Source organism: Schinkia azotoformans, assembly GCF_035811335.1.
Classification (GTDB): domain Bacteria; phylum Bacillota; class Bacilli; order Bacillales; family Bacillaceae_J; genus Schinkia; species Schinkia azotoformans.
This window is the reverse complement of sequence record NZ_JARSMD010000041.1, coordinates 26,584-47,040: the sequence shown is the minus strand read 5'-3', so window position 1 is coordinate 47,040 and position 20,457 is coordinate 26,584. Positions and strand designations below refer to the sequence as shown.

The 20,457-nt window shown below is 36.3% G+C and carries 26 protein-coding genes; 4 read left to right on the top strand and 22 right to left on the bottom strand.

The genetic code is table 11. From position 1 onward, the window contains the following. Positions 1 to 161: 161 nt before the first annotated feature. The 15 genes from P9E47_RS20280 to P9E47_RS20210 all read right to left on the bottom strand — a co-directional run bounded on the left by P9E47_RS20280 (position 162) and on the right by P9E47_RS20210 (position 9,706). Positions 162 to 1,103 (bottom strand): hypothetical protein, encoded by a 942-nt coding sequence (locus P9E47_RS20280; protein ID WP_003331957.1) that lies wholly within the window; start codon positions 1,101 to 1,103, stop codon positions 162 to 164. Positions 1,104 to 1,136: 33 nt separating this feature from the next. Beyond that, complete coding sequence (locus tag P9E47_RS20275) at positions 1,137 to 1,331, bottom strand: hypothetical protein (protein WP_003331956.1); 195 nt, start codon at positions 1,329 to 1,331, stop codon at positions 1,137 to 1,139. A 135-nt stretch (positions 1,332 to 1,466) separates the two neighbouring features. Next, entirely contained in the window at positions 1,467 to 2,222 is a 756-nt protein-coding gene (gene nfsA, locus P9E47_RS20270) for an oxygen-insensitive NADPH nitroreductase (protein WP_326164567.1), read from the bottom strand. Positions 2,223 to 2,228: 6 nt separating this feature from the next. After that, entirely contained in the window at positions 2,229 to 3,467 is a 1,239-nt protein-coding gene (locus P9E47_RS20265) for a DUF2812 domain-containing protein (protein WP_003331954.1), read from the bottom strand. A gap of 19 nt (positions 3,468 to 3,486) precedes the next feature. Then, a complete protein-coding gene (locus P9E47_RS20260; protein WP_003331953.1) occupies positions 3,487 to 4,548 on the bottom strand; it encodes a hypothetical protein in 1,062 nt (353 codons plus the stop codon). 2 nt (positions 4,549 to 4,550) lie between these two features. After that, positions 4,551 to 4,889, bottom strand: coding sequence for a DUF1835 domain-containing protein (locus tag P9E47_RS20255; protein WP_003331952.1), 339 nt, complete (start codon positions 4,887 to 4,889; stop codon positions 4,551 to 4,553). 17 nt (positions 4,890 to 4,906) lie between these two features. After that, complete coding sequence (locus tag P9E47_RS20250) at positions 4,907 to 5,233, bottom strand: hypothetical protein (RefSeq protein ID WP_039957515.1); 327 nt, start codon at positions 5,231 to 5,233, stop codon at positions 4,907 to 4,909. 52 nt (positions 5,234 to 5,285) lie between these two features. Beyond that, positions 5,286 to 5,504 (bottom strand): tautomerase family protein, encoded by a 219-nt coding sequence (locus P9E47_RS20245; RefSeq protein WP_003331950.1) that lies wholly within the window; start codon positions 5,502 to 5,504, stop codon positions 5,286 to 5,288. A gap of 146 nt (positions 5,505 to 5,650) precedes the next feature. Beyond that, positions 5,651 to 6,094, bottom strand: coding sequence for an NUDIX domain-containing protein (locus tag P9E47_RS20240; protein ID WP_003331949.1), 444 nt, complete (start codon positions 6,092 to 6,094; stop codon positions 5,651 to 5,653). A gap of 305 nt (positions 6,095 to 6,399) precedes the next feature. Beyond that, a complete protein-coding gene (locus tag P9E47_RS20235) occupies positions 6,400 to 6,876 on the bottom strand; it encodes a hypothetical protein (RefSeq protein WP_003331948.1) in 477 nt (158 codons plus the stop codon). A 111-nt stretch (positions 6,877 to 6,987) separates the two neighbouring features. After that, positions 6,988 to 7,593, bottom strand: coding sequence for a hypothetical protein (locus tag P9E47_RS20230; protein ID WP_003331947.1), 606 nt, complete (start codon positions 7,591 to 7,593; stop codon positions 6,988 to 6,990). A gap of 122 nt (positions 7,594 to 7,715) precedes the next feature. Beyond that, complete coding sequence (locus P9E47_RS20225) at positions 7,716 to 8,048, bottom strand: hypothetical protein (protein WP_003331946.1); 333 nt, start codon at positions 8,046 to 8,048, stop codon at positions 7,716 to 7,718. Positions 8,049 to 8,285: 237 nt separating this feature from the next. Further along, positions 8,286 to 8,687, bottom strand: a complete 402-nt coding sequence (locus P9E47_RS20220; RefSeq protein ID WP_003331945.1) for a DUF3888 domain-containing protein — start codon at positions 8,685 to 8,687, stop codon at positions 8,286 to 8,288. A gap of 67 nt (positions 8,688 to 8,754) precedes the next feature. Next, positions 8,755 to 8,970, bottom strand: coding sequence for a hypothetical protein (locus P9E47_RS20215; RefSeq protein ID WP_003331944.1), 216 nt, complete (start codon positions 8,968 to 8,970; stop codon positions 8,755 to 8,757). Between the two features lie 163 nt (positions 8,971 to 9,133). Next, positions 9,134 to 9,706 (bottom strand): nitroreductase family protein, encoded by a 573-nt coding sequence (locus tag P9E47_RS20210; RefSeq protein WP_326164565.1) that lies wholly within the window; start codon positions 9,704 to 9,706, stop codon positions 9,134 to 9,136. 231 nt (positions 9,707 to 9,937) lie between these two features. On the opposite strand from P9E47_RS20210, the gene P9E47_RS20205 reads away from it, so the two are divergent. Next, positions 9,938 to 10,699 (top strand): MerR family transcriptional regulator, encoded by a 762-nt coding sequence (locus P9E47_RS20205; protein WP_326164563.1) that lies wholly within the window; start codon positions 9,938 to 9,940, stop codon positions 10,697 to 10,699. A 227-nt stretch (positions 10,700 to 10,926) separates the two neighbouring features. After that, positions 10,927 to 11,520 (top strand): Uma2 family endonuclease, encoded by a 594-nt coding sequence (locus P9E47_RS20200; RefSeq protein WP_326164560.1) that lies wholly within the window; start codon positions 10,927 to 10,929, stop codon positions 11,518 to 11,520. A gap of 72 nt (positions 11,521 to 11,592) precedes the next feature. On the opposite strand, the gene P9E47_RS20195 is transcribed toward P9E47_RS20200, so the two are convergent. Beyond that, the gene (locus P9E47_RS20195; RefSeq protein WP_326164559.1) at positions 11,593 to 12,513 is read right to left on the bottom strand and encodes a VOC family protein; all 921 of its coding nucleotides are present in this window, start codon (positions 12,511 to 12,513) and stop codon (positions 11,593 to 11,595) included. Between the two features lie 165 nt (positions 12,514 to 12,678). On the opposite strand from P9E47_RS20195, the gene P9E47_RS20190 reads away from it, so the two are divergent. Further along, positions 12,679 to 13,896: a CynX/NimT family MFS transporter gene (locus P9E47_RS20190; RefSeq protein ID WP_003331939.1), complete on the top strand. Its 1,218-nt coding sequence runs from the start codon at positions 12,679 to 12,681 to the stop codon at positions 13,894 to 13,896. A gap of 67 nt (positions 13,897 to 13,963) precedes the next feature. Here P9E47_RS20190 and P9E47_RS20185 read toward each other — a convergent pair whose 3' ends face one another. The 5 genes from P9E47_RS20185 to efeO all read right to left on the bottom strand — a co-directional run bounded on the left by P9E47_RS20185 (position 13,964) and on the right by efeO (position 18,671). Then, a complete protein-coding gene (locus P9E47_RS20185) occupies positions 13,964 to 14,173 on the bottom strand; it encodes a hypothetical protein (protein ID WP_003331937.1) in 210 nt (69 codons plus the stop codon). Beyond that, the gene (locus P9E47_RS20180; RefSeq protein WP_003331936.1) at positions 14,166 to 14,558 is read right to left on the bottom strand and encodes an SET domain-containing protein; all 393 of its coding nucleotides are present in this window, start codon (positions 14,556 to 14,558) and stop codon (positions 14,166 to 14,168) included. The genes P9E47_RS20185 and P9E47_RS20180 overlap by 8 nt, the downstream gene beginning before the upstream one ends. Positions 14,559 to 14,691: 133 nt before the next feature. Beyond that, positions 14,692 to 16,446 (bottom strand): FTR1 family iron permease, encoded by a 1,755-nt coding sequence (locus tag P9E47_RS20175; protein ID WP_326164557.1) that lies wholly within the window; start codon positions 16,444 to 16,446, stop codon positions 14,692 to 14,694. A gap of 59 nt (positions 16,447 to 16,505) precedes the next feature. Further along, the gene (efeB, locus tag P9E47_RS20170; protein WP_003331934.1) at positions 16,506 to 17,810 is read right to left on the bottom strand and encodes an iron uptake transporter deferrochelatase/peroxidase subunit; all 1,305 of its coding nucleotides are present in this window, start codon (positions 17,808 to 17,810) and stop codon (positions 16,506 to 16,508) included. Beyond that, the gene (efeO, locus tag P9E47_RS20165) at positions 17,811 to 18,671 is read right to left on the bottom strand and encodes an iron uptake system protein EfeO (RefSeq protein WP_003331933.1); all 861 of its coding nucleotides are present in this window, start codon (positions 18,669 to 18,671) and stop codon (positions 17,811 to 17,813) included. A gap of 313 nt (positions 18,672 to 18,984) precedes the next feature. Between efeO and P9E47_RS20160 the strand changes: the two genes are divergently transcribed. Then, entirely contained in the window at positions 18,985 to 19,161 is a 177-nt protein-coding gene (locus P9E47_RS20160; protein ID WP_326164570.1) for an ROK family protein, read from the top strand. 366 nt (positions 19,162 to 19,527) lie between these two features. Here P9E47_RS20160 and P9E47_RS20155 read toward each other — a convergent pair whose 3' ends face one another. Next, positions 19,528 to 20,394: a helix-turn-helix domain-containing protein gene (locus P9E47_RS20155; RefSeq protein WP_003331931.1), complete on the bottom strand. Its 867-nt coding sequence runs from the start codon at positions 20,392 to 20,394 to the stop codon at positions 19,528 to 19,530. Between the last annotated feature and the right edge of the window lie 63 nt (positions 20,395 to 20,457).

Genomic DNA, 20,457 nt, shown 5'->3' with positions numbered 1-20,457 from the left:
GTTCCCAATCAATAGTACGGGCTATTTCTTTTGTATAAAAACAGGGACTCCGCTTTAGGATAACGTATATTTTTACATTTAATTAAACATTTATTTAATTAAAGTCATAGAAAAAACTGAACCCCTTTGGATTCAGTTCGCATAGCATGTTGAAGAACAACTTAACCCATATTTTCTATTAATGATATCCGCTTCCGTTCAGTTATGGATAGGTTATTCTTTATTTCATCATACTTCTCTTTCAATTGAGATAAAGTGGTGGCAACCTGATTTAAAATTTTTGAGGTTTGTTCATATGAATCTTGAATATGTCCATGAACGAACCAATCCACAATAATCCCGTCAAAAAAATAATCAACAAATGTTAATAGACCGCTTATTTTAAAATTGCTCTGGTTAGCCTTTTCAACATCTTTAAGTTCTTCCTGGAAATGCCGCAGCGCCCTTTGTGCATGATGAATTTCATCACGTGAATCATTAATATGGCTATGTTTGATCGCTGTAGAAATCATACCGCCACCAAACATGTCGAAGGTTGACCATCCTTTCGCACTATCAAGCGATTTAAGAGCCTTTTCAAGTGAAGAACTTGCCTTTTCTCCAGCTTCAATGGCCTCTTCATGTTCCTTTAGGTTTGAATGTAAATCTGTTTCCAGTTCAAGAAGTGCATCCAGTTTCTGACCTAGAACAGGATCTTGGCTATGAATTAATTTTTCTTTTCGCATTAATAAAGATTGATATTCAGTTTCAATATTAGCAACTGTTGAAAGCTTTTCTTGAAGCTCCTTACTCTCCTCTTTTAAGTCAGTAGCGGTCTTGGTCGCTTCTTGTAATTTTAAACGAGCTGCAATCAGCTCCTGATTTTCCTTATCTAATTTTTCAAGTTTTTGACCAATAAGAGCATAAAAAATGCTCGCTACACTTAACGATTCAAGTCGGTCAACATCCTTTTGCTCTTTTTCAAATTGGTGCTGTACATGTTGTAGTTTTTCTTCTTCGTCCTTAATTGTCTCTAGTACATTTTTCAGCCGCGCTTCCCATTTTTCTTTTTTTCTCATTTTTTCCTTTACTACTTTTAGTTCCGTATTTAATTGTTGAATCATTGGTTCCACCTCACAAATATCAGGCAATTCCCTTCACACAACATCAAAGATATTTTCTATTAATCTTCCCAACCCTCTTAGCAACCAAAAAATAATTCTAAATGGCAGTAGGACCAACTCGGGTATCCAGATAAGCACATCAATAAGGAAATCACCAAACGAATATTGATCATTGTGTTTCTTGCTTTTCCTCATCTTTTCTTTCTTTTTGTTCCACCATTCTTTCATTTTTGGCACCACCTCTAATTAAAATAACTTGGGAATGCCTTTATATACGATAGACCATTGATTAAAGTTTCATTCATTTTTATGGTTTATCTGCCGCTGGAAGTGGGACGTAGTTCCCGACCCCGTGTCTCACAGCTATTCTAGAGAAAATCCTTTCCTTTCAATGAATTCACGCATATGCAGTCTTCGCTTTTCTTTCATGAAATCAGCCATTGTTTTCGTCCAATTGGTTTCCTTGTTGTTGCTGGTTCTGGCTTTATAATAATCGTTCATAATTTGATCATACTCATCCAAAATCGTAAGGTATTTCTCCTCATTGTATTCATTTTCGTGGATGATCGCTTCGAGCGGCAGTCTTGGTTTGACTTCGTTTCTCTTTGCAGGAACCCCCAAGCATAACCCAAATAGCGGGAATACCTTATCAGGAAGGCGAACTAATTCACTAATCTGTCCCGGATTATTACGGACACCCCCAACATAACATCCGCCATATCCCAAGGATTCAGCAGCGGTGATTACATTTTGGGAAATTAAAGCCGTGTCTATAACTGCTACCATAAAATTTTCAAGGGTATCATGTTCAATTGCGATTCCATGTTTCTTACATGCGTACTCCAACCGTTTTAGATCCCCGCAAAATAGTAAAAAGTCCGAGCAGTCACTGACCTGCTTTTGGTTACCAGTGAGTTCAGCAATTTTGTTTTTCTTTTCCTGATCAGTAACATGAATGATCGAATAAGCTTGGACAAAATGGGATGAAGGAGCACCTTGTGCAGCCCGAATAATTTCGAGCAAATGCTCTTTAGGAATAACATCAGTAGTATAACGCCGAACAGAGACATGATTTCGCATCAAATTAACTATTTCCGATAAAGAATTTTGCTTTGTCATGAATAGTCACCTTTTTCTAATTGTTTTATCAAGCGGGACGCAGTTCCCGACCCCGCGTCCCATAATCTTCTTTTCAACATTTTCTATAACTGAATTAATATTTGCGTAGCCATGATAACGAACATGCATGACGTATTTCCCTCTAGATGCGAAAACTTCTTTAAGCTCCTCTTCCTCATGAATAATCAATAGATCAAAGTTTGGATGCTTTGTTTTAACATAATCTTCAAAAGGATCTTCATACCTATACCATTTTATTAAATCAAAAATTAGATTATCCGCCATAGCTGGAATTCTCAGTTGATAAAACCTTGTTTCAATACTTGGTGAATATCCACCACTCCCGTCCTTCCACGATTCCCCAGGAACTACCCCGTTTTCATCAGATTTATATTGCACCGGTGCAAATGGGCTCCAATCATACGTATATCTGTTTGCCCAATCAACATTGTCACTCATATACGCGGGTTCTCCCCGAACTAAGGCAGGATTCTGCTCTATATCTGCTAATCTGACAATTGGTAGGTCCAGACTTACTTCTGGCAATGTTTTCGTGTCACCTTTTACTAGGTGTAAAACTGGAAGGATTATACTCAACCCAACAACTAGTGTAAATAGGAAAGCTATCGTTGAATTTCTTCGGAAGAGTTTCTCCCAAGGGGCATGATGATCAATCGGTTTTCCTTTGATTAAATTTTTCCGCAAAGTACGAATGAAAATAGCCGCTTGCAGTGATTTATAGGCCAAATATCCGATGAAGAAGGTTAAAATAGTTTGTTGAATAGCCTGCCCTTCAACTAAAACTAAAGTAGGTGTACCATCTAAAAACCAAATAGAAGTAAACATCCCGATCATTAAGAGCATTGAGACAGCAATTACACTAGCATTCATAGCTAATTTCTTATCCAGTTCCTTTAATGTATGAGATTGCTCGGCAGGATCTGTATAAAGCTCTTGTGCATCAAGCTCCTCTGATGATGAAAACACTTTAAAAAATTGGTAGCCTGTCACATAGTCCCATCCGCTTTCTGCATACATCTCTATTTGTTCAGGTGAAATCTTCTTTTTCATTAATACATCTATTCTATACCTCATTTTCTTTGGTTCACCTTTAACAAAATGAGCAAAATATATTCCCATTTTTTTGAGATGGAATCCCTTAGCCGCCATGTCTTGGAACCAGCTTTCATGCTCACCGATCCGCCAATAATCACTGGGACGAAGTTTGAGGACTGTCTTATTCATTCTCATCACCCTCCTCTAACTACAAATCATTTAACACTATAACTTCCCCATTTGACCCATTCACCCCATATTCGCAATCTAATTTTCCGCAAAGCACATATTGTTTTTGTTCAAAATCGTAGACATAGTAAGATTTAAGCTCAAACCGTTCCTTGACTTTTTTATATGCTTCTTCTTTCGTTATCCTTACTTTATCAGGGGCTTGAAATTGATTAAAAATCTCCAACATCGCTTGGTTATCCATGTAATTTAACACTTCAAAACTCTTCGCATCAATCATGATCATCAGTTTCCGTTGAAATACTCGATTATCTTGTTTGTTCGTTCTCAATATGGCATGAATGTACCCTTTATCACGGTGAAGTGTTTTTAAAGTCCATTTTCCGGTTTCATTAAGATATTCTTGCCTTAAAAAGTCCTTAACTGACGTTATACATTTTTCCTGTTCCTCTGTTGTGATTGGAAATGAATCCGGAGAGGGCTCGGAAGAAAATGCTTGCTCAACTGATACATCCTCAATCCAATTAATTTCTTTTTGTTCAAACGTTTGATTAATAGGTTTATCCCAATAAATCGTTTCGTCTACTTTAAAATATGACCTTGTATCTGCGAAGACTTCAAATGGAATGATCGACATTTGATCATTTCTCACATATATCTCTTCTACTACAAAAATGGGAAATAATCGCTTTTGTTTATAAGAAGGAAATTCAATTAGCTTAAGCTGTTCTTTAGCAATATGTACTACTTTTTCTAAGGTAAGTGTATACAGCTCTTCCTTTACCATTTCCTTTGGAGGAAAATGACCATGTATCGAGAAAAAAGTGAGTTTCCCTTTATGATCAAATTTAATTTCAATATATCCTGAAGGGGAGACTGCAACTCCATCGATGCATTCTTTATAAAGGAGACTCCCCTCCTCTTCCTTATGTAGTTGAAATTGCTTTCCATATTTTAATCCTATTTCAACTTCAACCCATTTTATAATGTCTGCCTGATTATTTTGAGCAAACTTAACCCCATTTTTTGCATATGTTTTCCCCTGTACAAAAATAGCACTTTCAACTTTATGACTCCTCACGTTTATATCAATACAGGCTGTATCCAAATAACAATCGGAACATGATCTGGTATAGCATCAATTTCCGCAAGAGTTTTGGAAAATCTCTTTTCATACTCTTTTTCGATAAAATCATTTGGATAATTCAAATGATCCCGCAGCCATTCGTATCTGCGCTTTCTCCCCACTTTTTCAGGAAGCTCCTTTATGGGGCCAACTGCAAAAAAGTCTGGAAACCCAATCACTTTATTCTCACGTCCCAAACCTACACGCAAATATCCCGCAGGAGATTCACCACATACGAGATGTACCGTATTATATTCTCTTTCAATGTTTCTATTATTTTGCTGAAATTTATTCACTGACTGTACATCCCTTTCTATCGCACTCTTACAAGCATCAGAAGGTAACTGAGTAAATAGGCAAAGCATGTAACACCAAACAAGGCAAATATGCCGGGAGTCATGGCCATATACAAACTAATTGGCAATGCCCATAGGAAAGCAATTAACATTAAAAGCTTTTTAGACATTATAGACGAAGTGATTGCTAAACAAGCAGGAAGAAATAACATGATGAACGTATTTATTATGGGTTCAATATCAACCGCATTTGAATAAGGATTAAAGAAGCTAAGGGAAATCCATAGACAAATTGACAATAGACCAGAAATTAACCCCAACATTGCTGATACTTTTTTAGTCATGTACGCCTCCTTATCTCGAATACACCTCTTCATACGCAAGCTAAGAGCTTGTTCATTCTGTTCCTTGCTTCCCAAAGCCTTCGCCAAATTTTAATGAATGTAACTGTCCATCAGTTGCCCAATTTTCACGTTCGTATTCATCAAACAATACTGTAATCCATTCCTTTTTAACATTTAAAGTTTTTACTGCTTCTTTTGTAACAGCTTCGACAAATTGCTGTTTTTGTTCAATCGTTCTACCTTTCGCTAATTTAACAGTTATAATAGGCATTTTACCCACCCCAGAATTTTAATTTATATGATCACTTTCGCTACCTCTAATTTTAACATAATTTCCCTGCCCCGTTTTTAAATAAATAGAAAAGGCGTTTACGCTTTTATTGCATAAACGCTACCCGTTATCCTTGAATAAGGATATCACTTTAACGAATAAATGATTTCACTATTCGCAAGAGCATCTTTTAACCATCGAGGATGCATTTTCAGTAAATCATGAGGTAGGTTTTGTATTTCAAAAAATTTGATTTCAAGTGATTCATCCGAATTACATCTAAGTTCTCCACCTGTAATTTCAGCAAGAAAACAAGTTGTTATAAAATGTACTACTTTACCACTTGGATAAACAAACACCTGTGAATTAGGGTCAGAATAAACACCAATTAACTTTTTAATTTTAATATCTAAATTGGTTTCCTCTTTTACCTCCCTTATAGCTGTTTCAGAAACTGTTTCTCCTATTTCTACATGTCCCGAAGGAATACCCCATAATCCTACATCTGCCCTTTTCTGTAATAAAACTTGATTTTCCTCATTCAAAATAATTACAGCAACACCAGCTTTTAATTCGTCAATTCTTTCCATACGATTAACCTCCTTTTAAAATAAAAAGGTCCGAAAAGAAAGGTTTCAACGCATAACAAATACGCTGAACCTTTCCCCTCGGACCTTTTATGTCAATAGGTGCCTTTTACATTTTGTAAAAGATGTAGACCTCGGTCACAGCCCTATATAAATAGCGGAACCCTATCTACAATTTTCCAGTTCATAAATGAAGATTATTATTTTTACTACATTTAATATATTACAACAAATCATTAAATAATTGAAGGGGTCTTGTACTAAGGACTGTTTACTAGAATAAGCGAGATGTTGAAGATGGTTGTTACTTAATTATTCTTTAAATGTATAACACCATCACTTCTTACAACACGGAAAGTTAAATCATCCTCAGCACTAAACACAGAAGCAGAAGTTACACCCGTTTTATTTTCACCGGTAAAATATAGGCCATATCCATTATTTTCAGGGTAGCCATACAAATAACAAACCACTTTTCCATCCTTCATAAAAACAATTTGGTTCATTCCTTCACTTACCGTTTCGCTAATATTGTCCCATTTATATCCAACTGTAGCATAGATCATATCCTTTGATGCGTATGGATCAAAGGAGTATGCTACATCCCATTCAAATGGAGTTAGATCTGATAAATTGACTGTTTCAACAGATTCTCCAATCGTTAATACTTCTTTTTTCAACGATTCTGCATTAACATCCCATAAGTCCTTCTTTAATAGATTTATCAACACAAAAATAGACAATATAATGGTAACTACTGTCGCAACTGTCCTTTTGGATTTCATTTCAATATTCCCCCTCTATATTTAGTAACAAATACGAAAAATGGCAATCCCTCCTCTTCGAAGAATCGCCGTCCATCCATACCAATGCGAAAAAGTACTATTCGCTAAATTCTATTTCATAAGTTTTATGTAACAAATATCTTTGCAGTCCTTTTGAATGCAGTATTGCCTTCTCCGCATAGCTTTTAGCATCCAATAAGTTGTTAAGCTTTTTTTCCGTTCGGCTAATAAGGCGTTTTTCATCCACTTCGATGAAATTTTTTCAATGGCATTATTAGCACCATTGATATCGCCATCTTCTAATAAAACAATAGCTTGATAGTAGGATTGATAGGAAGGATTCTTAATTTGTTCAACTTGCGATCGTATGACTGAAAAATTTTTAAAATACAAGGCTTCCGCAATTTTATAATGGGCTTGACGTGATGGTGACTTATACTTTTTTAAAAGTTTTTCTGTTAAATCTCTAACATCCTCATCAAGCCGATTTGCCATTGCATATACAATATAAAAATTTGGATTTCGTTTATTTTTTAATAGAAACTTTTCAATCTTATCAATATCCGTTTCCAAAAGAACAGTATACAGCAACGGAAGCATAACCCCCACTAATATTAAAACCATTACAGTACCAACTATGAACACATTGTCAACCTGAAAGAAATCTAGCACGAAAAAGCTTATTAAACTGATAACAAATGTATTGACATATCTCAAGCAATCACCTCCTGAAAATCATTTTAGTTGCTAACATAGAGCTATGGGCATTAAAATATTCGTCGATAATCTCTCTAATTTCATAAAATACATCTTGATTTATTACTCCCGTTTTTCGCTGTTTAAATGTCTCTCTTTAATTTAAGTGTGTTACTGTCACGATATACAATCAGAGTAATTACATTTAATATGATGGTAATGATGAGAAGAACTTCCGCGGCAAATACAACAGCACCCATTGTATCCATAAGGGCAGTCCAATCCTTACTCTTTACCAGATGATAATGATAGAAAATCTGGAAATATAGCGAAATAGCACAAGCACTAATACTCATAATGGATAGAACAAACCAATTATTATGGGCATTCTTTTTGTATCGCATTAGGTTAACAACAGGAAGTATCCAAGCCACTAACCCAAGCACGAGACTGACAACGTTAAGCCAACCAATCATATCTAATCCCCCTAGTAATTTTATATTTCTTCCTTCTTGTGCAGCAATTCCACAATAAAAAGAGGGGAGTTCCTTTTAAATGTGACTTTTTTTAACATATCCACTCTCTCCACCCTAAACACATATATATCATCACAAAACTCGTTAAATAAGGCAGATTCCTTCATGTTATTATTTAATATATTCCTCCTTCTTTAAAGCCTTTGGCTTCACTGAAGGCTCTACCCCAACTGTGTATTAATTGAACTCGACTATGGGAAACGTTTTTAAATGTTTATATTCAATGAGCTCTCCGTTAGAACTTACTATGACTATATCCTCGCCATACGTGTTATGAGCACGATAATAAGGGAGAACCTTTAATGTGATCGCATAGGCTCCACCTACTCCATTCATCTGCTTTATCTTCAGAATTTCCGTATCATATGAAGCCCAAGTAAGCCCCTCTGGTGCATTCTTATCATCTTGATAAATTTCAGCTATTGCTTTATCAATCGGTTCTCTTAGGGTATTAATTAAGGCATATTTCAACGTATCACATAGTTCCGTATCAGCTTCATTTAGTGTTTGTGAATGAGCTGGTGTATTGTAGCCTACTAAATATAATCCTAACAAAAGTAAAACAATCAATTTTTTCATTATCATCACCTCAGTTTAGTTTGCGGAAACTAAACTAGCCTTATACAGATGCAGTGATACCCCCCTCTTAATCTTGCTGACTATTTAATAACTGTTCTACTTTCTTTTCTAAATCTTCAATTCTTGATTCTTGTTTCATAAAAATTGTAATTAATACCGCTAACAAGAATGCTATAAAAATAATTAAAGCCCAAACATTATTTAGAATTAGACCGAGGAAGAAAGTAGCGGCAAACCAGCAAATAATGATGCAAAAAAGAAATATTCCAATAAAATCTTTCAATTTTAAATCCCCGCTTTAGTTGAAGTTTTTAATATGCAAGTGCAACGAAGTTACCCTTATTTTAACAAAATAAAAGGAATATTTGGAATGTAATTACCAATTAATAAAAAACACCATCTCCTTTAAGCTCAGGAAATGATGTTCTCCAACCCTTTCTAATCAACTATTCCTCTATCCATTTTGTAAATTGACTAAAATGGGGCTTAATTCTTTCTGGTGGGGTCATGTCGGGATATCCAAGGTAGAGAAATGCAACGATTTCTCCATTTTCTGAGAGTTTGAAAAGGTCTCTTACCATTGGGTGATAAGTTCTTGCGCCCGTTCTCCAAATAGCGCCAAGACCCAGACTATGGGCTGCAAGTAACATATTTTGTATGCAGCTGTTCACAGCGGCATATTCTTCTTTTATTAAAACCTTTGGCTTCTTTGAAGGCTCTACCCCAACCGCAATGACGACAGGTGCTCTTAATGGTTTATTTTTCAGTTTTTCTAATTTTTCCTGACTCTTCTCAAGTTCACTTTCCGGAAGTTTTGATTTTTCAATCTCAACAAATACATCCCCCAAATGCTTTCTCCCTTCACCTGTTAAAACAAAGAATCTCCATGGATTAGTATGGTGATAATTCGGAGCATCTGTACCTGCTTCAAGAATTTTCTCAATCATTTCCTTTGGAACAGGAGTATCCTTCACTCTACTTATACTTCTTCTCGTTTTGATTGCTTCCAATACATCCATTTAGTTCTCCCCTTTTTATGAATCAATATAATAATTCTATGTAGTATATCTACATTAATGACTTTTCCATTTGCTTTTGTTTTAAATCATTATAATTGGCATATCTCCAATATGCTATTCATATCCTCATCCTTATTCTCAGATAATATTTTTTATAGATATTTTTAATTCCCCTTGACCTTTACGCAACGTTAAGGTTTATCATATGAATTGTCAGGAGGGATATCTGTTATGGAATATACAGTGAACAAATTGGCGCAGTTATCAGGGGTGAGTGGTCGGACACTTCGTTATTATGATGAAATCGGGCTCTTGAAGCCTGCAAGAATAAACTCATCTGGTTACCGAATTTATGGTCAAAAAGAAGTAGATTTACTTCAACAAATTTTATTCTATCGGGAATTAGAGTTTAGTTTGGAAGAAATAATAGACATCATCAATCAGCCTGAATTTAATCAAACAGAAGCTCTAAAAAGCCATTCTGCCCATCTTAAGAAAAAACGAGATCGACTCAATAAACTAATTATAACGGTTGAGAAAACAATAGCCGCTAGGGAGGAAAATTTAGAAATGACAGATAAACAAAAATTCGAAGGTTTTAAAGAAAAATTAATCAAAGATAATGAACAAAAATATGGCAAGGAAATTCGCAACACGTATGGCGATGAAACAGTTGATGCAAGCAATGCAAAACTAAAGGGAATGTCCCAAGAAGATTATCAAGCTATGACAAACTTAGGTGAAGAAGTTTTTGAGTTACTTGAAAGAGCGTCTGCGACTGGTAACCCTGCGTCCGAACTGGCGCAAGAACTTGCAGCCAAGCATAAAGAATGGTTAATGTATTCTTGGGCTGACTACTCTAAAGAAGCCCATGCCGGACTGGCTGAAATGTATGTAGCCGATGAAAGATTTACAGCTTACTATGATAAAAAGGTTAAAAATGGAGCGCAATTTCTACGGGATGCAATATTAATTTATGTAGGAATGCAATAAGGCTTACGGATTTTCTTTGGGTCAATTTTCTTCATTCAAAAATAATAAAATAAATTCAAGATTAAAACGGCGACTAAATAGGGCGAATGGGGATTTCCAGTTAAGTCCCTGTCCCCGTTTCCGTTATTTAACGGTTTGAAATAAAAAGTTAAAATTGTCCCTCGCCCCTCCTATTAACGGATATGCTATACTGGAATCAGCTATTTTCTATTTTGGAGGGATTAGAGATGAGTGAAAAAGGACAAGATCAAGCAAAAATCCATATAAAAGAACAAGTTCTTACATACGATGACTATACAACAATTAATGATGGAAATCGTTATGAATTAGCAGGTGGAAAATTAGAGTTAATGAGTCCCGCTCCTTCAGTTACTCATCAGTTACTAAGCATTGAAATGATAAAAAAGTTCACACAAAGTTGTGAATCTGACTACATCATTTTGGATGCTCCAATTGATGTCATTTTAGCTTCTACTGAAGTCAGACAGCCTGATCTTGTTCTCGTTCATCGAAACCGTATTAATATTTTAAGTAAGCGTGGCGTTGAGGGCCCCCCAGATTTAGTTGTAGAGATATTATCTCCTTCCACACGAAAACGGGATAAAATTGATAAATTAAAGACCTATTCTTATTACGGCATTCCTGAATACTGGATTGTCGACCCTGCAATTTTCGTATTAGAGCAATTTATTTTACAAAATGAACGATATGAACTAATTAATATTTTCCAAGATAGTGAAATTATCACTTCTCCAAACATCCCTTGCATTTCCTTCACAATGGCTGAAATTTTGAACAAAATCCCTCCTTCATTAATTTAAGGTGGGATTTCTCTTTCGATAAATTAACAAAACGTCATTTCGATCAATTAATGTGAAATGACGTTTTTTATGTTATCCCTTGTACGCTTTCTCCAACTCCGCCAGATCAAGTTTCTTCATTTTGAGAGTTGCCTTGTTTACACGATCAATTTGTTCCGGTGTGCTCTTACTGATCATCTCGTCCATTGCCTTCGGTACAATCTGCCAGGACAATCCATACTTATCTTTTAACCAACCGCATTGCTCAGCTTCGGGAACAGCAGACAACTTATCCCAGTAGTGATCAATCTCTTCTTGTGTGTCACAATAGACCATAAATGAGATAGCCTCATTGAAACTAAATTTATGATCATGTGCACTATCCATTGCAGTGAACCACTGATTTTCAAGCATGAAATCAGAAAACATAATGGTTCCTTCTTTATCAGGTTCCATTCCTTGAGGGTAACGGGCAATATGGCCTTGCTTTGAATTTTTAAATACAGATAAATAAAAATTCATCGCCTCCTCCGCTTTGCCGCATTGATCACCGACAAACAGTAGTGATGATATGATCGTAGGCCGCTCCTCCCCTTCAGGATTGGTAAGGATTAACTGCCACGACAAACCATACTTATCTTGAATCCAGCCATACTTCTCACTAAACGGATACTTATCAAGTGGCATTAATACTATGCCATCTATGGATAATTTGTTCCAAACCTCATCGATCATTTCACTCGCGTCCTTTTCTCGTGACGGGTCAAAATTCACCATGAAAGACACCGACGGATTGAATTTAAAATAAGGCCCTGCACTAATTGCCATAAACTTCTGCCCCCACAACTCAAAGGAAACTAAATCCGCGTCACCTGAAGGTGTACCGTGGAGTATTGTTACATTCGTCATTCTTGAATCCGGGAAAATGGAAGCATAAAACTCCGCTGCTTCTTTTGCCTCTTTGTCATACCACAAATGTGGAACGATGTTGATGTTTTGAGTTATTTTTGCCATAGTGATTCCACCTACCTTTTTTGTCTCTAACAGATTATAGCTTTATTCTTTCTTCCCTCAAATATAACACTTATATTTAGATTACATCATTTGTAGTATGGAAATATTTCCGTTACACTAAATTTAAAAAATAAATGGGGAAACGGAAGGAGATTTAATAAATTAATGGAGGCGCAAAAAACAGTTTTAGATACTGAACAAAGTAAAAATAAAGAAAAGAGTCGGATTTTATTACTTATTGGAATATTATTAATTGCTTCTAATCTACGTACTCCTTTAACATCTGTTGGTTCGTTAGTTCCCACTATTCGTGATAGTTTAGAAGTAAGCAACGTAGTTGTTGGTTTTATTACAACGTTACCATTACTCGCTTTTGCATTAGTTTCTCCTTTTTCACCAAAGGTTGCACATCGGATAGGTATGGAAAAAACAATTTTCCTATCCATGATCGTACTGTTGATCGGAATAATGATGCGTTCAGTTACCGGTGTCGGTACCTTGTTTATCGGCACCGCCTTAATCGGAATTGCCATATCTTTTGGGAATGTGTTATTACCAAGTTTTGTAAAGACAGGGTTTCCTTTTAAAATCGGTCTAATTACGGGGCTTTATTCTGTTTTTATGAACATATTCGGTGCATTAGCATCAGGATTAAGTGTACCACTTTCAAATATAGGTAATTTAGGATGGCAAGGAGCCTTAGGCGCTTGGGCAATTTTAGTTATTATTGCACTCTTTTTTTGGTTTCCAAAACCCAAAGCTTCCAAAAATCCATCCAAATTTAACCAAAGCAACAATAGAAAGAAAACAAATATGTGGACTTCTTTTACTGCTTGGCAAGTGACCATTTTCATGGGATTTCAATCTCTTATGTATTATACGATGTTGACTTGGTTGCCAGATATTATATTATTTAATGGATATTCCTTGAATGAAGCAGGGTGGATGCTCTCTCTTATGTTATTTTCTGCGATTCCTCTAACGTTTATCATGCCTATTATTGCTGATAAAATGAATAATCAAAAATTATTAGGTGCCATTACAGGTGTTATTTTTCTATTAGGCGTAATTGGTTTACTTAATGGGAACCAAAGCTTGATTATTATTTCAGCGATTTTGCTTGGAGTAGGTTGCGGTAGTGGGTTCAGTTTATCGTTGATGTTTTTTACATTAAGAACAAAAGATGGGTATGACGCTTCGGAACTATCCGGGATGGCCCAATCATTCGGTTATTCACTTGCTGCGCTGGGACCTGTTTTATTTGGTGGAATACATGACCTTACGGGAAGTTGGACTGCGCCTTTGTATATGCTAGTTTTTGTTTCTATTATTCTTCTTATTGCTGGATGGCTTGGTGGTAGAAGGGTCATAATTAATGAATAAAGCAAAAGATATGCCAGATAATGTGGTGGGGTGGGACACAGTTCCCGACCCCGTGTCCCATATTATTTTAGCGTGAAGCTTTAGGAGGTTGGCAGACATCACATTTACGTTGGTGATTATTTTTAAATTTCGTAAATGTTTTTTCAAAATTATTACCACATGCACATTGAAATAGTAACTTTTGTGAAAAACCGTGGTATTCCGTTGTTAGTAACTTACTATCCGAATTCTTTTCAACAAATTCTTTAATTTGACCGATCGTCCATCGTTTATTCATTCTCTTCCTCCTCCTGATCAAACCACAAACGTTCTTTGTCATCAACATCACCATTATAATTAATTAGAATCTCATCTCCGGCTTTTATATCTGTATAAGCATAGAAGTCAAATGTGTGATTTTTAAAATTAATTTCATAAGTGGCATTCGGTTCATATGAATGATTAAACAGCATTCCATAACCTAGAAGGATTGCAGAATGATTGATCCCATACTCAAAAGCATAATCAGCAAGTAAGGTTTTCTCAATGTATTGATGCTGGTCGTTTGGATAAGAAATGACAGGGGCTTCATGTATTAGCTCCCCTTTTTTGATATCACATGTAGCAAATACCCCTCTATTAAATTCTCCATCACTTAGTGGTGATTTTTTTATCTCAATCATGTTGTTCGCCTACTTACTTTTTAATTTTTTATCTAAGTGTAACAATAACATGGAGTTCTATGGATTGCCAGTAACTTTAACGGGACATAGTTCCCGACCCCGGGGTCCACCCGCCCGACCCGCATCTCACTGCCTATAATCTTGCTTCATTTCGCTTTATCCATAAACTAGTTCCACAAATAATCACAAATAATGCCAGCTGCGGAATAAATGTTTCAAGGGATGGAAAAAGACCGATCCAATCGATATGTGGGAAGTCGTGCAAGCTGTGTGTTGGAATAACTCCCGCTACTTGTAGAGAATGGATACTCATTCCAAGAATTTTAAATGCTAAAAAGTAAATCAATACAGTTGCTACTATGAAAAAGGGACGAATAGGAATATTTACACTATAACGAATAATTAAGAACCCGATCACAAGTAAAATAACAAAAGCAATGGCAATACCAAGTGATAATTGACTGAGTTCCATATTAGGAGCCATCCCTGCATAAAAAATAATGGTTTCTGCACCTTCTCTAAAAATTGCTAAAAAGCTGATGGCACTAAAGGTAATAAGACTTCCTGTAGCAATTGCTTTACCCATATATTTTTGAATATAGTTATTCCATTTTTTAATATTTGTATTATTATGTAGCCACATTCCAACTGTAATCATCATAATAACTGCAATAATACCAACAATACCTTCGATATATTCGCGACTTGATGCAGCTGTGAGTTTAGAGAATAGGAAGGTAATGAGGATAGCAAACAACGCACTCGCACCTACACCGGCAGCGACACCGCCCCAAATCCATTTTTGCTTATCAGCATGATTCGTTTTTCTCAAAAACGCAAGCAGGGTTGCCACTATTAATAGAGCCTCTAACCCTTCACGAAGCAGTATAAGCGCCGCATCCCAGTAAGAATAACTCATCGAAGTTAAGAGCGGTTCAAGCCGTGTTTTTAAATCCAATAATACTTCAGTTGCCCTGTCAGTGTCTTTATTTGTCGAGCTTAGCAAACTAATAACAATTGGAATCTTCGTTTCCATATCACTATATAGTTTGCTGTCCCTGGTTGATACTTCCCCTTCAACCATTGGCCATATTATTAAGGATTGGTTCAATTCTGTCGTGGCCTTTTTAATGTCATTCGATTGGATTGCTTCAATAGAGACACTAATGAAGTCCACCACATCTCTTAGAGTATAGCTTTCATTTGAAGCTTTTTTTGTTTCTTTTCCAGTCAAAAAGTTATTAATTGCTGTAGTAAGTTCAGCCAAGCTATTAAGTGCCTTTTCTTGGTCCTGTGGCTGTTGTGTGATAGCAATTCGTAGGAAAGCCATTTTTGTTTCAATTTCGCCATAGGTTGCAACACTTTCGGCGCGAACTATTTTTTCAACAGCTGTCCATTGTACCTGTAAGTTTTGATAATGACGATTGGCAGTTCCATAATCCTCTACTTCAACTGCCGATTTGAAATCCTCCATGATTGGAAGTAATACCTTCAGCTTTTGTCTTTCTTTTTCTATATCAACCGGATTTTGTTCAGCATCATAATTGACTAAAGAAGTGGAAAGTGTGGAAAGCGCCTCGCTTATTTGTTCTTTATTCTTTGTTTCCAATGCAGAATAGACTGCCTTTAGCTGATTCTCAACCTGGGAAGCTACTTTACTCTCTTTGTTTTTCACCGTTTGAAAGGCTTCCTCGAATTGTTTCATATTTTGATAGATGGAGTCCCAATCTTCTTTTTTTGCTTTCATAATAGAATCACCGATATAAACAAACAATTCATCATGATTTTGAGCCGCATAACTATTCGAGGCTTGAAAAAACAATCCATTCAATAAAAATACAAAGGCAAGAAAAATGGTTGCCAGTTTGTTTCGAGTTAAACTTTCCATTATTATTCCACTCCTTGTAAAATGTAGAAAAAAACTTTGCTAGCTGCAAAGTTTCATTGTTATCCAAATAATGTCTGTCCGATGTATTCTCCTTTTTTAATTCCTGGAAAAATAGCAAAAATGGCGCTTCCACGGTGTACTGTATATTCATTAAGCTTATCGATACGGGACAATCGTTCCTGCATGGGTATGAATGAGGTTGACGGGCTTTGTTGGAAGCTTAAAAATAATAGTCCTGCATCAAGGCTACCTGTTTTAGGATCCATTCCATCCGCATAGGAATAAGGGCGACGTAAAATCTTTTGTTTACCATCACCAAAGGCAATACGGGCATGCGAATCTTCGGGAATTACATAATCGCCCTGCTCATTTTTTCGGGCCAAATCCATTTTTTCGTGTTCTTTTTCCTGACCTAACGGTGCACCCGAAGCACGGTGTCTACCAAATGTATTTTCCTGTTCACGAAGCGTGGTACGATCCCATACTTCTATATACATTTGAATCTTACGGACTATCAAATACGTACCATTTGTTAACCAAGCCGGTCCATCTTCACCCTGTACCCAGACATGTTTATTCATCTCTTTATCATCTACTACATTGATGTTAGCCGTCCCGTCTTTGAATCCAAAAAGATTTCGAGGTGTTTCTTTATTGGCATCTGCCTGCTTGGTCCGTTGAAAACCTGCCTGTGCCCAGTGAAGAATGGCTTTTCCACGAGCAATTCGGAGTAAGTTCCTTGCTGCATGAAAGGCCACCTGTGGGTCATCCGCACAAGCTTGAATACAAATATCGCCACCTGTCCATTCTTCTTTTAGAGCATCAAGCGGAAAAGGAGGAAGGTCAACTAATTCTTTAGGTTGCTTTGATTTAAGACCAAACCGATCCTTTCCATCTTTTACGAAAAGACTCGGACCAACTCCAAAAGTAATTGTCAAATTAGCCGCTGAAAGACCCTCCGCTTCGCCTGTATCCTTTGGCGGTACATAGCCATTTGTTAAAGCCTCTCCAACGGGCTGTCCTTGCGTCATCAGGGAAGCTGCGACTGTCCATTCTTGAAATAATGATTTCAAATCATCTAATGAAGAAGCTGTCACTTCTAGTGATGCAAAGTACACATGATTCTGAGCCTCCGTTGCAATACCAGCTTGATGCTTTCCGTAAAATGGAACGATATCATTTCCTAAAGAAGGCGAAGCATCCATTTTTTTTGCTTCGCCTTCTACCAAGTTCAAAACGCTTCCTGCTCCTGTTGCTCCAATGATTACACCAAGTCCACCAACACCGGCTAATTTTAATAAATTACGACGTGATATAGCATTACCCTCTCGCTTCGTTTGTTTGTCAGATTGATAATCTGCCACTTAAACTCCCTCCACAACGATACCGATTTGTGATAGCGGTTCAGCAAGTGCATCAAGGGCTTGACTTAATGCTTTTACTTCATCTTTTGTTAATTCCGTATAAGATACAAAACTATCACCTTGTTTATGCTCTGCTAATAATCGATAAAGTATTGAAAACTTATCACTAATTAGTTTTGAAAGGTCAGCATCTTTGACATCTAATGCTGGTTTTAATAATAGGTAAATTTTTTCGGCACCTTCCACGTTTGCCATGAAGTCATATAAATCTGTATGAGAATAACGATCCTCTTCACCGGTTACTTTTGATGTTGAAACTTCATTAAGCAGATCTACAGCACCAGTAATTAATAAATCAGGTGTTACCTCAACGGTTTCAACCTTTGCACGGAGCAAATGAACATCCTTCATTAGCTGATCCGCATAGTCTTCATAGCCTTTTGTCGTGTTATCAATCCATAATCCTTTTTCTAATCTGTGGTATCCGCCCCATTCATTTTCAGGAACATCACCTTCACGAGCATCAATCTTTGGATCCAAATCCCCGAAGACCTCTGCAATTGGCTCAGCCCGCTCATAATGAACACGACTTGGTGCATAAAGTTCTTTTGCCTTTTCTAAATCGCCGTTTTTGATTGCCGTTGTGAATTCTTCAGTCGCTGTAACAAAAGCATCAATTTCTCCAATTGCATATTCACGATATTGCTTAGTCACTTCCTCAAGCGGATTCGAAGTCACCGCTGTTGTTTCCTGTTTAACACCCTCTTGAGACGATGGCTTTACCGTTTCATCCGATTGAGCACAACCGAATAGTAGAGTACTAGATAAAAGAATGACAAATGTTACTGATATTTTTTTCATAAAATAAAACACTCCCCTTATGTATTTTCAAACTGATATTGATATTCATTCTCATCTGTATATAAATATTATACACTTTTGATAACTGTTTTCAATAACTTTTTTATAATGGGACACAGTTCCCGCCCCCGTGTCTCGTTCTTGGTTTGGACTTTTCCTCTTAATGTTAGGCATCGGAATATTAATATGGTCGTCTAAAGGTTCTGGTAGCAAAAACGTTGAAGCCTAATGAGCTCATTAGGAATGGAACAAGAATCTGATAATACATTTGTGCGAAATAGGAGTTCCCGGATAAGCGGGTCCAGATGATAACATTTTATTTGCACCCAATTTAAACTGGAAAAACATCGATTTACAAAAAATTATTGAGGAGCAATTTCATATTCCAACGAAAATTGAAAATGAAGCAAATGCCGGGGCACATGGAGAACAACTATATGGGCTGGAAAAAACGTCAACAACCAAGTGTATATCAGCATTGGAATGGTAAATATCATTAACACCTTTAACCCATAAGTCAAGTACAGAAATCCGTTTTTCCCTTTTAGGCAACTATTCTACTGCCATTGGAGCAGCTTCTTTTGCCATTGCCAATTTCTTTTCAGAAAAAAAAATAATACATGTTTATTGAAATTCTATTTAACTATATAATGTTTTTAACTTAAGTTTGACAGAAGACACCATCGTTTAAACCCTTGTAAACATTGAGTTTTCAAGGGTTTAAACGATGGTGTAACACTATGCTTTTGCCAGAAATTTCAACAAAAAAAGTTACTAATTTAAGTAAAGATTTATAAACAACGTGAAATTTGGTTTAATGTATCCGTTTATACAAAACTATATATAAATATACAATTTATATTTCTTCTTTAAAAATGTTTGCTGCTTCCTGGGCGGAGTACCACTTGACAACTTTGCCCAGGATCTTTACGTCTAAACTTTTTGTATAAACCATTGGAGACATGTTGTTGTTTTCTGGGATAAGGACGACTTTCTCACCTTCTCTTTTAAAGCGTTTAATTGTCACATTGTTGTCCACCATGACTAATGCAACTTCCCCGCTCTCTACTACTTGCTGCTGTCTGACGAGAGCATAACCACCGTTTTCTATTCCTGCATTGATCATCGAATCTCCTTTGATCCGTACGATAAAACAATCTTTATATTTTTCTTGAACTTCAAGATAACCTTCTATGTAAGGAATCGCCTCCATTGGTGCTCCAGCTGCTGCTACGCCTAACACTGGTAATTTAATCATTTTACTTTCATTACTATAGTTGTAATCGGACTTCTCAATTGTTATTTTTGAAGTATTATTTTCAGCTTCATTTTTATTTCTAGTTGATTGTCTTTTTATCATTAGTTCTGCGCCTTTAATAACAAAAAACAAGTCTTCTCTTTCTTTACGGCTTAACTCATTGAAAATAGAAATAACTTCATTGATGAGAAATTCATCATCAAGTTTTTTTGTCTTATAAGACAATTCGTTTATTTTATTAATCGCAGGGGCATTTCCTGTGATAAGCCAATCAATACTGACTCCTAATGTTTTGCTAATAGCGTATAAATTGTCGGCCCCAACGACTACAGCCCCTCTTTCAACTTTACTTAATGCACTATTTGACATACCTGTAGCTTCCTGTAAATCGTGTAGCGTCATATTTCTTTCTTTTCTAACACTGCGAATGCGTTCTCCTAATTCTTTTATCAAGATGTCCGACATATTACATCTCCTTTCGCACTTTAAGACATCTTTCGTATTTTAAGAAAAAAATCATTGACATTC

What these genes read in the sequence shown, in the direction of transcription:
- P9E47_RS20280 (WP_003331957.1), bottom strand. Translation starts at nt 1,103, where the DNA reads ATGATTCAACAATTAAATACGGAACTAAAAGTAGTAAAGGAAAAAATG.
- P9E47_RS20275 (WP_003331956.1), bottom strand. Translation starts at nt 1,331, where the DNA reads ATGAAAGAATGGTGGAACAAAAAGAAAGAAAAGATGAGGAAAAGCAAG.
- nfsA (WP_326164567.1), bottom strand. Translation starts at nt 2,222, where the DNA reads ATGACAAAGCAAAATTCTTTATCGGAAATAGTTAATTTGATGCGAAAT.
- P9E47_RS20265 (WP_003331954.1), bottom strand. Translation starts at nt 3,467, where the DNA reads ATGAATAAGACAGTCCTCAAACTTCGTCCCAGTGATTATTGGCGGATC.
- P9E47_RS20250 (WP_039957515.1), bottom strand. Translation starts at nt 5,233, where the DNA reads ATGACTAAAAAAGTATCAGCAATGTTGGGGTTAATTTCTGGTCTATTG.
- P9E47_RS20245 (WP_003331950.1), bottom strand. Translation starts at nt 5,504, where the DNA reads ATGCCTATTATAACTGTTAAATTAGCGAAAGGTAGAACGATTGAACAA.
- P9E47_RS20240 (WP_003331949.1), bottom strand. Translation starts at nt 6,094, where the DNA reads ATGGAAAGAATTGACGAATTAAAAGCTGGTGTTGCTGTAATTATTTTG.
- P9E47_RS20235 (WP_003331948.1), bottom strand. Translation starts at nt 6,876, where the DNA reads ATGAAATCCAAAAGGACAGTTGCGACAGTAGTTACCATTATATTGTCT.
- P9E47_RS20225 (WP_003331946.1), bottom strand. Translation starts at nt 8,048, where the DNA reads ATGATTGGTTGGCTTAACGTTGTCAGTCTCGTGCTTGGGTTAGTGGCT.
- P9E47_RS20220 (WP_003331945.1), bottom strand. Translation starts at nt 8,687, where the DNA reads ATGAAAAAATTGATTGTTTTACTTTTGTTAGGATTATATTTAGTAGGC.
- P9E47_RS20210 (WP_326164565.1), bottom strand. Translation starts at nt 9,706, where the DNA reads ATGGATGTATTGGAAGCAATCAAAACGAGAAGAAGTATAAGTAGAGTG.
- P9E47_RS20205 (WP_326164563.1), top strand. Translation starts at nt 9,938, where the DNA reads ATGGAATATACAGTGAACAAATTGGCGCAGTTATCAGGGGTGAGTGGT.
- P9E47_RS20200 (WP_326164560.1), top strand. Translation starts at nt 10,927, where the DNA reads ATGAGTGAAAAAGGACAAGATCAAGCAAAAATCCATATAAAAGAACAA.
- P9E47_RS20195 (WP_326164559.1), bottom strand. Translation starts at nt 12,513, where the DNA reads ATGGCAAAAATAACTCAAAACATCAACATCGTTCCACATTTGTGGTAT.
- P9E47_RS20190 (WP_003331939.1), top strand. Translation starts at nt 12,679, where the DNA reads ATGGAGGCGCAAAAAACAGTTTTAGATACTGAACAAAGTAAAAATAAA.
- P9E47_RS20185 (WP_003331937.1), bottom strand. Translation starts at nt 14,173, where the DNA reads ATGAATAAACGATGGACGATCGGTCAAATTAAAGAATTTGTTGAAAAG.
- P9E47_RS20180 (WP_003331936.1), bottom strand. Translation starts at nt 14,558, where the DNA reads ATGATTGAGATAAAAAAATCACCACTAAGTGATGGAGAATTTAATAGA.
- P9E47_RS20175 (WP_326164557.1), bottom strand. Translation starts at nt 16,446, where the DNA reads ATGGAAAGTTTAACTCGAAACAAACTGGCAACCATTTTTCTTGCCTTT.
- efeO (WP_003331933.1), bottom strand. Translation starts at nt 18,671, where the DNA reads ATGAAAAAAATATCAGTAACATTTGTCATTCTTTTATCTAGTACTCTA.
- P9E47_RS20155 (WP_003331931.1), bottom strand. Translation starts at nt 20,394, where the DNA reads ATGTCGGACATCTTGATAAAAGAATTAGGAGAACGCATTCGCAGTGTT.